At 67.9% G+C, this 14,202-nt stretch carries 16 protein-coding genes; 4 read left to right on the forward strand and 12 right to left on the reverse strand.

The window, feature by feature from the left end:
- From VNJ47_02215 to VNJ47_02230, 4 genes are all read left to right on the forward strand, one after another.
- A partial coding sequence (locus VNJ47_02215; protein ID HXG27647.1) for a hypothetical protein occupies positions 1-449 on the forward strand: 449 nt, incomplete at its 5' end.
- Between the two features lie 91 nt (positions 450-540).
- Entirely contained in the window at positions 541-1,524 is a 984-nt protein-coding gene (dusA, locus tag VNJ47_02220; protein HXG27648.1) for a tRNA dihydrouridine(20/20a) synthase DusA, read from the forward strand.
- A gap of 26 nt (positions 1,525-1,550) precedes the next feature.
- Positions 1,551-2,054, forward strand: coding sequence for a peptidylprolyl isomerase (locus VNJ47_02225; protein ID HXG27649.1), 504 nt, complete (start codon positions 1,551-1,553; stop codon positions 2,052-2,054).
- A gap of 12 nt (positions 2,055-2,066) precedes the next feature.
- Entirely contained in the window at positions 2,067-2,789 is a 723-nt protein-coding gene (locus tag VNJ47_02230) for a UDP-2,3-diacylglucosamine diphosphatase (GenBank protein HXG27650.1), read from the forward strand.
- Between the two features lie 99 nt (positions 2,790-2,888).
- On the opposite strand, the gene VNJ47_02235 is transcribed toward VNJ47_02230, so the two are convergent.
- From VNJ47_02235 to VNJ47_02290, 12 genes are all read right to left on the reverse strand, one after another.
- The gene (locus tag VNJ47_02235) at positions 2,889-4,082 is read right to left on the reverse strand and encodes an O-succinylhomoserine sulfhydrylase (GenBank protein ID HXG27651.1); all 1,194 of its coding nucleotides are present in this window, start codon (positions 4,080-4,082) and stop codon (positions 2,889-2,891) included.
- A 186-nt stretch (positions 4,083-4,268) separates the two neighbouring features.
- Complete coding sequence (locus tag VNJ47_02240) at positions 4,269-4,718, reverse strand: hypothetical protein (protein ID HXG27652.1); 450 nt, start codon at positions 4,716-4,718, stop codon at positions 4,269-4,271.
- Positions 4,719-4,795: 77 nt separating this feature from the next.
- Positions 4,796-6,310: an amidophosphoribosyltransferase gene (gene purF, locus VNJ47_02245; GenBank protein ID HXG27653.1), complete on the reverse strand. Its 1,515-nt coding sequence runs from the start codon at positions 6,308-6,310 to the stop codon at positions 4,796-4,798.
- Between the two features lie 3 nt (positions 6,311-6,313).
- Positions 6,314-6,829 (reverse strand): CvpA family protein, encoded by a 516-nt coding sequence (locus VNJ47_02250; protein HXG27654.1) that lies wholly within the window; start codon positions 6,827-6,829, stop codon positions 6,314-6,316.
- 74 nt (positions 6,830-6,903) lie between these two features.
- The gene (locus tag VNJ47_02255; GenBank protein ID HXG27655.1) at positions 6,904-7,482 is read right to left on the reverse strand and encodes an SPOR domain-containing protein; all 579 of its coding nucleotides are present in this window, start codon (positions 7,480-7,482) and stop codon (positions 6,904-6,906) included.
- Complete coding sequence (folC, locus tag VNJ47_02260; protein ID HXG27656.1) at positions 7,479-8,732, reverse strand: bifunctional tetrahydrofolate synthase/dihydrofolate synthase; 1,254 nt, start codon at positions 8,730-8,732, stop codon at positions 7,479-7,481. The genes VNJ47_02255 and folC overlap by 4 nt, the downstream gene beginning before the upstream one ends.
- 19 nt (positions 8,733-8,751) lie before the next feature.
- Positions 8,752-9,624, reverse strand: coding sequence for an acetyl-CoA carboxylase, carboxyltransferase subunit beta (gene accD, locus VNJ47_02265; GenBank protein ID HXG27657.1), 873 nt, complete (start codon positions 9,622-9,624; stop codon positions 8,752-8,754).
- Positions 9,625-9,663: 39 nt separating this feature from the next.
- A complete protein-coding gene (gene trpA, locus VNJ47_02270) occupies positions 9,664-10,503 on the reverse strand; it encodes a tryptophan synthase subunit alpha (GenBank protein ID HXG27658.1) in 840 nt (279 codons plus the stop codon).
- Positions 10,500-11,723, reverse strand: coding sequence for a tryptophan synthase subunit beta (gene trpB / locus VNJ47_02275; protein HXG27659.1), 1,224 nt, complete (start codon positions 11,721-11,723; stop codon positions 10,500-10,502). The genes trpA and trpB overlap by 4 nt, the downstream gene beginning before the upstream one ends.
- Positions 11,707-12,330 carry a phosphoribosylanthranilate isomerase gene (locus VNJ47_02280; protein ID HXG27660.1) on the reverse strand — a complete coding sequence of 208 codons (624 nt, stop codon included), beginning with the start codon at positions 12,328-12,330 and terminating at the stop codon, positions 11,707-11,709. Before VNJ47_02280 ends, trpB begins: the two co-directional genes overlap by 17 nt.
- Before the next feature lie 56 nt (positions 12,331-12,386).
- Complete coding sequence (gene truA, locus VNJ47_02285; protein ID HXG27661.1) at positions 12,387-13,172, reverse strand: tRNA pseudouridine(38-40) synthase TruA; 786 nt, start codon at positions 13,170-13,172, stop codon at positions 12,387-12,389.
- A 67-nt stretch (positions 13,173-13,239) separates the two neighbouring features.
- A partial coding sequence (locus VNJ47_02290) for a FimV/HubP family polar landmark protein (protein HXG27662.1) occupies positions 13,240-14,202 on the reverse strand: 963 nt, incomplete at its 5' end.

The following is a 14,202-nucleotide window of genomic DNA, read 5'->3' on the forward strand; positions in this document are numbered from 1 at the left end:
CGGGCAGTGCACCCGCGGCGGAAGCCGAGCCTGCCGCAGAACCCGCGCCGAGGCCGGCGCGGCGCGCGGCGCGCACCCAGGGCACGATACCGGGCAGCCCGGTGGCGCAGCCCGCCGCCGGCCGCGACCCGTGGTGGATCAAATCCAGCAGCAGTGATGCCGACGCGCTGGTGCTGACCTACGCCGGGCACTTCAAGTCCTCCGACGGCAGCCAGAGCGGCATCGCGCTGATGTTCTCCGGCCGCTTCGACAGCCAGACCGACTTCAGCGCCATTTCGATTTCCGGCGGCACGGTTCCGGGCAACTGGCGGCTGGGCGTGAATCGCGGCCTGATCTACCTGCCGGGCGTGCCGAGCGGCAGCTACACGGTGACGGTGAAGTCTGGATTCAGGGATGCCGACGGCAAGACCTTGAAGACCGAGGTGTCAGGGCCCGTCGACGTACCCTGACCCGCAAGGCCCTCCACCCAGGCCGGCAAGGCGACGCCTTGCCGGCCTTTGTTATTCCGGCCCTGCCCCGGCCGGAAGGTATAATGCGCAAATGCACCCGCGTCGTATCTGCGTTGCGCCGATGATGGACTGGACCGATCGCCACGATCGGTACTTCCTGCGCCTGATCACGCGCCACGCCCGCCTCTACACCGAGATGGTCACCGCCGATGCCCTGCTGCACGGCGACCGTGACCGGCTGCTGCGCTTCGATGCAGCGGAGCGTCCCCTGGCTCTGCAGCTCGGCGGCAGCGACCCGCAGAAGCTCGCGCGCTGCGCCCGGATCGCGGCGGACTGGGGCTACGACGAGGTCAACCTGAATGTCGGCTGCCCCAGCGACCGCGTACAGTCCGGCCGCTTTGGCGCCTGCCTGATGGCCGAGCCCGCGCTCGTCGCCGAGTGTGTGGCCGCGATGCAGGCCGCGACCTCACTGCCCGTCACCGTCAAGACCCGTCTCGGCATCGATGAACTCGACCAGTACGCGCACCTGCATGGCTTCGTCACAACGGTGGCGCAGGCCGGTTGCCGGGTCTTCATCATCCATGCCCGCAAGGCCTGGCTGCAGGGCCTGAGCCCCAGGGAAAACCGCGAGATCCCGCCGCTGCACTACGACCGCGTGTACCGGCTCAAGCAGGACTTCCCGGAACTGGAGATCGTGCTGAACGGCGGCGTGACCACGCTGGACGAGGCTGCCGGCCATCTCGAGCAGGTGGACGGCGTCATGCTCGGCCGCGCCGCTTACCAGAACCCCTATCTGCTGGCCGGGGTGGACGCCCGTTTCTACGGCGATCCGGCCGCCGCGCCGACGCGGCTGGAGATCGTCGAACGGCTCCTGCCCTATGTCGAGCGCGAACTGGCTCGCGGGACCGCGCTCAAGCACATTGCCCGTCACATCCTGGGCCTGTTCCAGGGCCAGCCACGCGCACGCGCCTGGCGCCGCCACCTGGCCGAGCACGCGCACCGCGCCGGCGCCGGCGTGGAGGTGCTGCAGGCCGCGCTGGCCTGCGTGCAGCCCGCCCTGGACGCCGCCGCCTGACCCCAATCTACCCGGACCCCGACAGCATGCCCAGGATCCGCATCAGCACCCGCCTCGGCCAGATCACGCTCAGCCTCGACGCGACCAAGGCCGCCAGCACGACGGCCAACTTTCTGGAATACGCGCGCAGCGGCTTTTACGTCGGCACCTTGTTCCACCGCGTGATCCCCGGTTTCATGATCCAGGGTGGCGGGCTGACCCGCGGGCTGAAGCCCAAGGCAACCCGCAGACCGATCCGCAACGAGGCCGATAACGGGCTCAAGAACCTGCGCGGCAGCATCGCCATGGCCCGCACCAGCGACCCGCACTCCGCCACGGCGCAGTTCTTCATCAACCTCAAGGACAACGATTTCCTCGATTACCGCTCGCCCGACGCGCGCGGCTGGGGCTACTGCGTGTTCGGCCAGGTGACCGAGGGCATGGACGTGGTCGATGCCATCGCCGCGGTCGAGACCGGCCGCATGGGCATGCACGCGGACGTACCCAAGCAGGACATCACGATCGACCAGGTGGAGATCCTCGAGGACTGAGCCGGGCACCGCATGCCGACGCTGTTCATCTCCGACCTGCACCTAGAGCCTGCGCGCCCGCAGCTCACTCGGATCTTCCTGGGATTCCTGGCCGGTCCGGCGCGCAGTGCCAACGCCGTCTATATCATGGGCGACCTGTTCGACCTGTGGATCGGCGATGATGCCAACATGGCGTTGTACCCGCGGGAAATCGCCGGCATGCGTGCGCTGAGCGATGCCGGCGTACCGCTGTACCTGATGCACGGCAACCGGGATTTCCTGATCGGCGAGGCTTTCCTGGAGGCCACCGGCGGCAGGCTGCTCAAGGATCCTACCGTCATCGACCTGCATGGCACGCCGACCGTGCTGTCGCACGGCGACATGCTGTGCACGGACGACGTCGCGCACATGAAGGGCCGCCGCGAATGGCTGGACCCGGCGCGGCAGGCCGCGTTCCTGGCGCAGCCGCCGGCGGTGCGCGAGAAGATCGCACGTCAGCTGCGCATGGAAAGCAGCTACAACAAGACCCTGAAAGCCGCCGAGATCATGGACGTGACCCAGCAGGCGGTCGAGGATCTGCTACGCCAGCACGGCGTGCGCCAACTGATCCATGGCCATACGCACCGGCCGGCCATCCATGACTTCCGGCTCGATGGCGCACCGGCCCGGCGCATCGTGCTCTCGGACTGGCACGATGACCGCGGCAGCATGCTGGTCTGCGACGCCTCCGGTTGCCGGCTTCAGGATCTGGAATGAAGAATGGACCGAATTACAGGATTTAGATTAACCGGCGAGTTTCCCCCCTGAGAATCTCAGCCTGCCGATCCTGTTGATCCCGTTACCGTCTCGATCGCCTCAACCAGCGCTCAAGCCTCGCTCGAGGTCGGCGATGATGTCCTCGACGTTCTCGAGCCCCACCGCCACGCGCAGCAGTCCTTCGGTGATGCCCGCCGCGGCGCGGTCCTCCGCGGTGATGCGGCTGTGCGTGGTCGTGGCCGGATGGGTGATGGTGCTGCGTGTGTCGCCCAGGTTGGCGGTGATCGAAATCATGCGCGTGGCATCGATCACCCGCCAGGCCGCCTCGCGCCCGCCCCGGATCTCGAACGATACGATGCCGCCGAAGGCCGACTGCTGCCGCCGCGCCAGCGCATGCTGGGGGTGATCCGGCAGACCGGGGTAGAACACGCGTGCCACCGCCGGCTGCTGCGCCAGCCATTCGGCCAGCCGCAGTGCATTGGCGCTATGCGCCTTCATACGCAGGTCGAGCGTCTCCAGGCCCTTGAGGAAGACCCAGGCATTGAAAGGACTCAGGCTGGGGCCGGCGGTGCGCAGAAAACCGAACACCTTCTCGCCTACCGTCTGCGCATCGCCCACCACGGCGCCGCCGATGCAGCGCCCCTGGCCGTCGATGTACTTGGTGGCCGAATGGATCACGATGTGCGCACCCAGCGCCAGTGGCCGCTGCAGCGCCGGCGTGCAGAAGCAATTGTCCACCACCAGCAGACAGTCGTGCTCGCGCGCGATCGCGGCCAGAGCGGCGATGTCGGCCACGTCCGTCAGCGGATTGGACGGCGTTTCCAGGAACAGCAGCTTCGTCTTCGGCGTGATCGCCGCCCGCCAGGCGTCGAGATCCGTCAGCGGCACATAGCGGGTGTCTATGCCGAAGGGCTTCAGGTAGTTGTTGAACAGGCTGATGCTCGGCCCGAACAATCCGCTGGAAGCGACGATGTGGTCGCCGCTCTTCAGCAGTGACATGCAAGTCGCCAGGATCGCGGCCATGCCGGAGGCCGTGCCGACGCAGGCTTCGCCGCCCTCGAGCGCCGCCAGCCGCCGCTCGAAGGCCTGCACCGTCGGGTTGGTGAAGCGCGAGTAGATATTACCCTTTGACTGCCCGCTGAAGCGCGCCGCTGCCTCGGCGGCGCTGGCGGCGACGAAGCTCGAGGTGGCATAGATCGGCGCCGAGTGCTCGCCTTCCGCCCCCGGCACAAGGCCGGCGCGGATGCCCAGCGTGGCGAAGCCCCAGTCAGGAATGTCGTCGGTGCTGCTCATGGCCTGTACCCGTCGGTGTGAACCCAGCGGGCACAAAAAAACCCGCGCTCGGCGCGAACGCAGGCCTGCTCCGTTTTAGCTGTATTTTGAACCCGTCCGGAGACAGGTTCGACGCCCGCAAGCAGGACAAATCGGCGCACCGGAAGCGCGAAGGCTAAGCCCCGCTCCCCGGGCTGTCAAGCACACTCAATCGTCGTCGCGCGCTTCCGCCAGTTCGTCGGCGATGTCCCCGGCCGCGTCCTCGCAGGCATCGGCCAGCGAGCTGCCCCACTCGTGGTCCACCAGCGACCAGATACGCCCGGCGGAGCCGTTGACCTCTACGGCGTAGCTCAGCTGGACCTTGCCGATATCCATGCGCCGGCCCTGGGTGATGGTCACGGGATTGCCGGTGAACACGAGCTCGGCGTCGGCCTTGGCGCGGTCCTTCACCACCGTGAATTCCTCTTCTTCCAGCGTCTGGACCAGCGCCAGCCGACACAGGCTGGCGACATTGTCCGGCGTCCCTTTGATGCTGAGCACGAGGTTGCGGACCTTGGCCACGGGGTTGACCACAGCTTCCTCGGCCTGGGCTGGCATCAGCGCTGGCAGGCAGGCGATTCCCAGACCGGCACCCAGTATGAACGCGCGGATCTCCATGGCTCGACTCCCCCCGCAGATGATCGTGATTTTCACAGATATTTACAGCAGCCCGTGCAAGTTGCAAGCCGGAGAGGCTAACGGACGTTGTAGATCTCGACCGGTGCGCGGTCGCCCTGGCGGCGGCGCGCCTCCTTGGCGGCGTCGGAGCGGAACAGCTCGAGCTGCTGCAGGTATTCCTCGCTGACGTCGTCGGTCACGTAGCGCCCGGTGAACACCGAATCCTCGAAGCGCTCGATCTGCGGGTTGCCCGCACGGACTGCCTGGATGAGGTCATCGAGATCCTGGTAGATGAGACGGTCGGCGCCGATCAGCTTGCCGACCTGCTCCTCGCTGCGGCCGTGGGCGATGAGCTCCGAGGCCGTCGGCATGTCGATGCCGTACACGTTCGGGTAGCGTACCGGCGGCGCAGCCGAGGCGAAGTAAACCTTGTTGGCCCCGGCGTCGCGCGCCATTTGGATGATCTCCTGCGAGGTAGTGCCGCGCACGATCGAATCGTCCACCAGCAGCACGTTCTTGCCCTGGAACTCCAGGTCGATGGGATTGAGCTTCTGCCGCACCGACTTCTTGCGTTGCTGCTGGCCCGGCATGATGAATGTGCGACCGATGTAGCGGTTCTTGATGAAGCCCTCGCGGTACTTGACACCCAGCTGGCTGGCCAGCTCGACCGCCGCCGTGCGGCTGGTGTCCGGGATGGGGATGACCACGTCGATGTCGTGGTCCGGCCAGTCACGCAGGATTTTCTCGGCCAGCTTGGTGCCCATGCGCAGGCGCGCCTTGTACACATAGACCTGGTCGATCACCGAGTCGGGCCGCGCCAGGTACACGTGCTCGAAGATGCAGGGCGACAGTACCGGGTGCTCGGCGCACTGGCGCACGTGCAGCTTGCCGTCGAGGGTCGCGTACACCGCCTCGCCGGGCTGGATATCCGAGATCAGCTCGAAGCCCAGCGCGTCCAGGGCCACACTCTCCGACGCGATCATGTAGTCAACGCCCTGCGAAGTCTCGCGGCGGCCATAGACCACCGGCCGGATGCCGTAGGGGTCGCGGAAGGCGACGATGCCGTAGCCGGTGATCATGGCCACCACCGCATAAGCGCCGCGGCAGCGCTGGTGGACGGCGGAAACGGCCTCGAAGATGTCGTGCTCGGTCAGACGCAGTTTGCCGCGGCGCATCAGCTCATGGGCGAAGACGTTGAGCAGCACCTCCGAGTCGGAGTCGGTATTGAGGTGGCGCCGGTCGGCCAGGAACAGCTCGTCCTTGAGCCGCTGGGCGTTGGTCAGGTTGCCGTTATGCGACAGGCAGATGCCGTAAGGCGTGTTCACGTAAAAGGGCTGGGCTTCTGCCGAGTTCGAGCAACCGGCGGTCGGGTAGCGGACGTGGCCGACGCCGATATTGCCGCGCAACATCAGCATGTGTTCGTTGCTGAATACGTCGCGCACCAGGCCGTTTTCCTTGCGCAGGTGCAGGCGCCCGTTCTCGCTGGTGACGATGCCGGCCGCATCCTGGCCGCGGTGCTGCAGCACGGTCAATGCGTCATAGATCTCCTGGTTGACCGGGCTGTGGGAAACGATGCCGACGATGCCGCACATGGCTCAAGCCCCTTCCTGCGCCGGCGGTGGTCCGAACTGGAAGTGCTTGGCGTACTCGGCCGGCAGCAGACCCCTCACCCACACGGCGTAGGGCTGCAGCTGCGGGATCAGGCGCGACTCGTGCCACCAGGGGTCCTGGGTCACCGGCGTGAGCGCAGCCAACAGCATCAGCAGAATCACCAGCACCGCGCCCCGTATCACGCCGAACACGCCACCGATGACGCGATCGGTGCCGGCCAGGCCGCTGCCACTGACCAGCCTGCCGACCAGGAAATTGACCAGTCCACCCAGTAACAGCACCAGTACGAACAACCCGGTACCGGTGACGGCCTTGCGCAGCGAGGGGGTTTCGATGCTGGACTCCAGTAACAGGCTGGCCGGGTCGGTGAAATGGATCGCCACTACGAAAGCGACGACCCAGCTCAGGATCGAGATGACCTCGCGGAAGAAACCGCGGAACAGCCCGACGACTGCGGAGACGAGGACGATGCCGATTATGAGCCAGTCAACCCAAAGCATCGGGAAGGTGATCCTTCAGTCCTGCGCGTGGGCGCATTTTATCAGACCCCCGCATGCAGCCGGTAGGGACGGTTTCACCCATTCGCCACGACTTTCACGTCCAGCCGCAGCTGTTCGCGCAGACGCTGCGCCGCTTCGCGGGCGGCGTCCTGCTCCGTGTAGGGTCCCGCCCGCACCCGGAAGAGGGGCGGGTTCTCGTCGGCGTTGCGGTAGACGAAGGCCGGGTAGCCCATTTCCTTCAGCCGCTTGAGCAGGCCATCGGCGTTCTGGCGCGAGGCAAAGCTGCCGACCTGCACCGACCAGCCGACATCCGGCACGACGGCCGTTGCGACGGGCGCCGGTTTCGGCTCCGCGGCGGGCTTGGGCTTGCTGGCCGGCGCCGGCTTCCCGCCGTCCTTGCCAGCGGCGGGCTTTTCCGCCGGCCCGGGCAGCAGCGTGCCGATCGGCGGATCCTGGGCCAGGATTTCCTGCGGCGGCTGCTCGGGCACGGCGGGGACCTCGATGGCATAGGTGCGCACGTCCGCGAGGTCGGATTCCTGCGCCGGCGGAACTCCCGGCTCGGGTTCCGCACGGAAGAACAGGACGGCGAAGCCGAGCGCCAGCGCGGCCAGTACCGCGCCACCCACCAGCCGGCGTTTGGTCATGTCGTTCATGCTGCAATCCTGAGCACAGCCTCAACGGTATGGAACGAGCCGAATGCCACGATCCGGTCGTCCGGCCCGGCATCGTGGCGCGCAGCCGCAAAGGCAGCCGCGATATCCTGATGCAGGTGCACCGCGCCGCGCAGCCGGCCGAGCCTGCTCGCCAGCGCCTGTGCGCTCTGCCCGCGCCCCGCGACTTCCAGGCCGCCAAGGTACCACGCGTGCACCTGGGCATCCATGATGCGCGCCACTTCGGCGGCAGGCTTGTCGTTCAGCATGCCGAGCACCGCCAGCGTGCGGCCCCGGCCGGGCAATGCCGCCAGGTTCGCGGCCAAGACCCCGCAGGCTTCGGCATTGTGCGCCACGTCCAGGATGACCGGCACCCTGCCCGGCAGGACCTGGAAGCGGCCCGGCAGCCGCGCCGCGCGCAGGCCCGCGCGGACGGCCTCATCAGACACCGGCAGCCGCGCGCTGAGCAGCCTGAGCGCAGCGACACAGGCGGCAGCGTTGTCGAGCTGCACGGCGCCGCGCAGTGCCGGCAACGGCAGGCGCTCCAACGTGGCATCCCAGCCTTGCCAGCGCCAAGTGCCCTCATCCTCGCAGTGCCTGAAATCCTGTTCCAGGCGGTACAAGCGGGTGCCCAGTGCATCGGCCTGTTGCTGCAGGCTGCGCGGCGGTGAGGGATCGCCGCACACCGCCGGACGGCCGGAACGGAAGATCCCGGCCTTCTCGCGCGCGATGCTTTCGCGATCCGGCCCCAGCCACTCGGTGTGGTCGAGACCGATGGAACTGATCAGGGCCACGTCGGCATCCACCAGATTGACGGCATCCAGCCGCCCGCCCAATCCGACTTCGAGGATGACGGCCTCTGGCGATGCGTCCTGGAATAGCAACAGCGCCGCCAGCGTGCCGAACTCGAAATACGTCAGCGGCATCTCGCCACGTGCCGCCTCGATGCGCTCGAATGCCGCGCACAGCTCGGTGTCCGTGGCCTGCCGGCCGGCGATGCGGACACGCTCGTTGTAGCGCAGCAGATGCGGTGAGGTATACGCGCAAACCCGGTAACCCTGTGCCGAAAGCATGGCCTCGAGATAGGCGACGCAGGAACCCTTGCCGTTGGTGCCGCCCACCGTGACGACCGGGCAGCGGAACGGTGACAGCGACAGGCGCCCGGCCACCGCGCGCATGCGCTCGAGGCCCAGCGCAATCCCGCGCGGATTCAGCCCCTCCTGCCAGCGCAGCCAGTCGGCAAGCGTGCGCAAGACGGGAACGGGGAAGAGATCAGGCAGCGGGCGGGCTGGCCGGCTGGCGCATGAGCATGGCCAGCAGACGGTACACGCGCTCGCGCAGCTCGCGGCGATCGACGATCATGTCGATGGCGCCGTGCTCGAGCAGGAACTCGGAACGCTGGAAGCCTTCCGGCAGCTTCTGACGCACGGTCTGCTCGATGACCCGCGGACCGGCGAAGCCGATCAGGGCCTTCGGTTCGGCGATGTTGATGTCGCCCAGCATCGCCAGGCTGGCGCTCACGCCACCCATGGTGGAATTGGTCATCACGGAGATGAACGGCAGCCCACGTTCCGCGAGGCGCGCGAGCGCCGCGCTGGTGCGTGCCATCTGCATCAGCGAGAACAGGCTCTCCTGCATGCGCGCGCCGCCGGAGGCGGTAAAGCAGACCAGCGGCAGCCCGTGGGCGATGCAGGTATTGACCGCGCGCACGAACTTCTCGCCCACGACCGAGCCCATCGAGCCGCCCATGAAACCGAATTCGAACGCGGCCACGACCACACCGAGGCCGTTGACCCTGCCCTGCACGACCACCAGAGCGTCTTTCTCATTGGTGTCCTTCTGCGCCTGGCTGAGACGGTCCTTGTATTTCTTGGTGTCGCGGAACTTGAGCATGTCGACCGCCTCCAGCGAGGGGGCGATCTCCACGCGACCTTCGCGGTCCAGAAAGCTGTCGATGCGCGCGCGCGCGCCAAGATAATGATGGGTGCCGCACTTGGGGCAGACGTTCAGCGTGCGCTCCAGCTCCGCGCGGTACAGTACGGCGGCGCAGCCTTCGCACTTGGTCCACAACCCTTCCGGGATCGAGCGCTTGTCCGCCGAGTCCGTGCGAATCTGCGAGGGCATCACTTTCTGCAGCCAGCTCATGGGGGGTCCCTGCCTTCAGCCTGCCGCCCTATTGTATGACTATTTGGCCGCCGGTTTGCGCAGGTCTGCCGGCAGGCCCTCATCCAGCGCCCGGCGCATGTCGCCCAGTGCCTGTGACACCGACTGCCGCAGGGCCGCTTCGTCCCGCCCCGGCTGACCGATCAGCGACACCAGCGCGCTGCCGACCACGACCGCGTCCGCCACCGCACCGACGCGGGCCGCAGACTCGGCGTCGCGGATACCGAAGCCGACCGCCACCGGTAACCGAGTGTGCCGCCGCAGCTGCTGGAGCTTGCCGGCCACCTCGGCGACATCCAGGCGGTCGGCGCCGGTGACGCCCTTGAACGACACGTAGTACAAGTAACCGCTGGCCAGGCGCGCGATCTCATCCATGCGCGCCTCCGTGGTGGTGGGCGCCACCAGATAGATACTGTCCAGCCTCCGGGCACGCAGCAGCGGCAGCAGGATTTCGGATTCCTCGGGCATCAGATCCACCACGAGGACGCCGTCCACACCGGCCGCCTGCGCCGCCGCCGCGAACTCGGCATAGCCCATGGCCTCGATCGGATTCAGGTAGCCCATCAGGACGACCGGCGTGCGCGTATCCTGTCGCCGGAATTCCCGCACCATCTCCAGGATCCCGCGCAGGCTGACGCCCTGTGCCAGCGCGCGCTCGCAGGCGGCCTGGATCACCGGGCCATCGGCCATCGGATCGGAGAACGGTACGCCGAGCTCGAGGATGTCGGCGCCGGCCGCCACCAGCGCCTGCATCAGCGGCACGGTCGCGCGCGGGTGGGGGTCGCCGGCGGTGATGTAGGGAATCAGCAGCTTGCGGCCCGCCGCCTGCGCCTGCGCGAAGGTCTGCGCGATGCGGCTCATAGCTGGATGCCCTCCAGCGCGGCGACCGTGTTGATGTCCTTGTCGCCGCGCCCCGAGAGACAGACCAGCAGGATCTGGTCGCGGCGCATCCGCGGCGCCTGCTTACAGGCCTGGGCGATGGCATGCGCCGATTCCAGCGCCGGGATGATGCCCTCCACCCGCGTCAGCGTGTGGAAACCCTGCAGCGCCTCGTCGTCGTTGATGGCGACGTACTGTACGCGGCCGCTGTCCTTGAGCCAGGCGTGCTCGGGCCCCACGCCCGGGTAATCCAGGCCGGCGGAGATCGAATGCGTGGCGATGATCTGGCCGTTCTCGTCCTGCATCACGTAGGTGCGGTTGCCGTGCAGTACGCCCGGCCGTCCAGCGGTCAACGGTGCCGCGTGATGGCCGGTGGCGACGCCCTTTCCGCCCGCCTCCACGCCGACCATGGCCACCGAGGCATCGGCCAGGAAGGGATGGAACAGGCCGATGGCATTGGAGCCGCCGCCCACACAGGCGATCAGCGCATCCGGCAGCCGGCCGGCCTGCTCCAGGATCTGCGCGCGTGCCTCGCGCCCGATCACGCTCTGGAAGTCGCGCACCATCTGCGGGTAGGGATGCGGGCCGGCCACGGTGCCGATGATGTAGAAGGTGTCATCCACGTTCGTGACCCAGTCGCGCAGGGCCTCGTTGAGGGCATCCTTGAGGGTCTTCGAGCCGGAATGCACCGGCACCACCTCGGCGCCGAGCAGCTTCATGCGGAACACGTTCGGCGCCTGGCGCTGGATGTCCTCGGCGCCCATGTACACCACACACTTCAGGCCCAGGCGTGCCGCCACCGTGGCGGTGGCCACGCCATGCTGGCCGGCGCCGGTCTCGGCGATGATGCGGGTCTTGCCCATACGGCTGGCGAGCAGCGCCTGGCCGACGGTGTTGTTGATCTTGTGCGCGCCGGTGTGGTTGAGGTCTTCGCGCTTGAGATAGATCTGCGCGCCGCCGAGCTTCCGGCTCAGGCGCTCGGCGTGATACAGCGGCGACGGCCGGCCGACGTAGTGCTTCAGATCGGCGTCCAGCTCGGCCAGGAACTGCGGGTCCTGGCGCAGCCGCTCGTAGGCCTCGGTCAGCTGCGCCAGCGGCTGCATCAGGGTTTCCGCCACGAAGCGGCCGCCATAGGGGCCGAAATGGCCGCGCGCGTCGGGCAGCGTCTGCCCGGCCGCTGCCGGCTTACTCGAGATCGCCACGCTGCACTCCTTTCACGAACGCCTGCATCAGGCCAGCATCCTTGATGCCGGGCGAGGATTCCACGCCGCTGCTCACGTCCACCGCATAGGGCCGCACCCGGCGCACGGCTTCCGCCACATTGTCCGGCGTCAGGCCCCCGGCCAGGATCAGCGGTGCCGAAAGTCCGGCGGGCACGCGCGTCCAGTCGAATGCCCGGCCTGAGCCGCCCGCCGCGCCGGGCGCGTGGCTGTCGAGCAGGAAGCCCGCGGCGGTCGGGTACTGTGCGGCATAGGCCGCGGGTTCCACCCCGCCCATCGGGATGGTCTTGAGGTAAGGCAGGCCGAACGCGGCACAGAAATCCGCCGGCTCGCGGCCGTGGAACTGCAACAGGTCGGGCCGCAGCTGCTGCGCCACCGCCCTGACCTCGGCCGCCTCGGCGTCCATGAATACCGCCACGGCGGCCATGAATGGGGGCAAGGCACGCCGGATCGAAACCGCCTGATCCACAGGCAGATAGCGCGGGCTCTTGCGGTAAAACATCAGGCCAATCGCATGCGCGCCCGCGGCCGCCGCCTGCCAGGCATCGTCCCGGCGGGTGATCCCGCAGATCTTGATTCGGGTGGGCATGGGCGGCTGACCGCAGGTGCGGAAACGACGGAAAATTCTAGCAAATCACGCCGCGCTCAGGGCGGCGGGGCAAAGCCCTGCGAGTGGGGCACCGGCAGGCCGAAGGTGGCGTCGTAGCGCACCGCCAAGAAATACAGCCCCTCGGGCGCGGCGGTTACGCCACCCAGGCGACGATCGCGGCCTTCCAGCACCTGGCGTGTCCAGTCCACCGGCTGGTCGCCGCGGCCGATGGCGATCAGCACGCCGGCGATGTTGCGCACCATGTGGTGCAGAAAGGCATTGGCCTCCACTTCGATCGCCACCCACTCGTCCTGGCGGGTCACGGCGATCTCCAGGACATTGCGCTTGGGCGAGCGGGATTGGCACTCGGCGGCACGATAGGCGCTGAAATCGTGTTCACCCAGCAGGTATTGCGCGGCTGCATGCATGCGCTGCGCGTCCAGCGGATGGGTGCACCAGGCGGCGCGGTGCGCATACAGGCCGGAACGGCTGCGGCTGTTGTGGATCAGGTAGCGGTAACGGCGCGCACGCGCACTGTAGCGGGCATGGAAATCCGCCGGCACCGCCCGCACCCAGCGCAGGCTGATATCCGCGGGCAGATGGCTGTTGGTGCCCAGCAGCCAGGCGTCCAGGGGGCGCTCGACCTCGACATCGAAATGGATCACCTGCCCCAGGGCGTGGACGCCCGCATCGGTTCGGCCGGCGCAAATGGTGCTTACCGGCCGGTCGGCGATGCGCGAGAGAGCCTGCTCGACCACGTTCTGCACGCCCACGGCATGCCCCTGGGCCTGCCAGCCGGCATAGGCCGTGCCCTCGTACTCGAGACCTGCCGCCAGACGCATGCATGAGGCCGCTTGCATGAAGATGGAGAATGGACGCGAAGATACGGGCCGGCCGAAGCCGGCAGAGTCAGCCTGTGCCGATCCGACTCAGCAATTCCTGGGCTTCCTGTTTCTGGGCGGCATTGCCCTGGGCGATGACTTCCTGGAGCAGGGACTGAGCCATGGCCGGCTCGCCCATATCGAGGTAGGCGCGCGCCAGATCCAGCCGCGTGTCTGCCTGCCCCTCGCCGCTTTCGAGCGCCGGAGACAGCAGCTCGTCGATCGCGACTTCTCCCGCCTGACTGGCTGCAGGTGCGCTGCCGACCTCATCCGAGCTGACATCGAAGTCCGACAGATCGAGGTCGAGCCCGCCGTCGGCAGGTGCGGCGGCAGTCGCCGGCTGGCTGCCGCCAGCCGCGGCGGGGGTGTCGAGCTTGAAATCCTCGAGATTGAAATCCAGCGTGTTGCCCATGTCCGCGGCGGGTGCAGCAGCGATGGGCGTGGATGGCGCGGGCTTGGCGCTGCCCGTATCTCCGACGCCGAGCTCGAACCCCGACAGGTCGAGATCCAGCGAAGCCGGCGCCTCGCTGCCCGCCGGGGCGGCGGGCTTGGGCGGGGCGGCCGGTGTTGCCGTTGCCTGCGCGCCGCCCAGTATCGACGAGATATCGAGGTCGGCCGTGCCCGTACCCAAGCTGTCGCCGGCGCCTGCGGCGCCGGAGAACAGGCTGGAATCCGGGCACAGCTGGCGCCCCATGATGCAGGCCTTCTCCCAGTCCGGATCCGAGCTGCCCGGAACCAGCGTGCGCAGCTTGCGCGCCTGTGCCTCGAACTCCCGGGCCATGTTGGCCGAGAAGTAGACTTCGAGCAGCTTCAGGTGCAGGTCCTTGCGCTCGGGCGACTTGGCCAGCGGATCCTGCAGCAGTCGCGCCGCCTCGTCGTACAGGCCGTATGCGATATGGATGTCCACCTCGCCGAGTACGTCCGCATAGGGATCGCTCGCAGCCGGCGCCGGCGTTTCCACCATCTCCGGCATGGCGGGTGCGGGCTGCGG

This window comes from Nevskiales bacterium (assembly GCA_035574475.1).
Classification (GTDB): Bacteria; Pseudomonadota; Gammaproteobacteria; order Nevskiales; family DATLYR01; genus DATLYR01.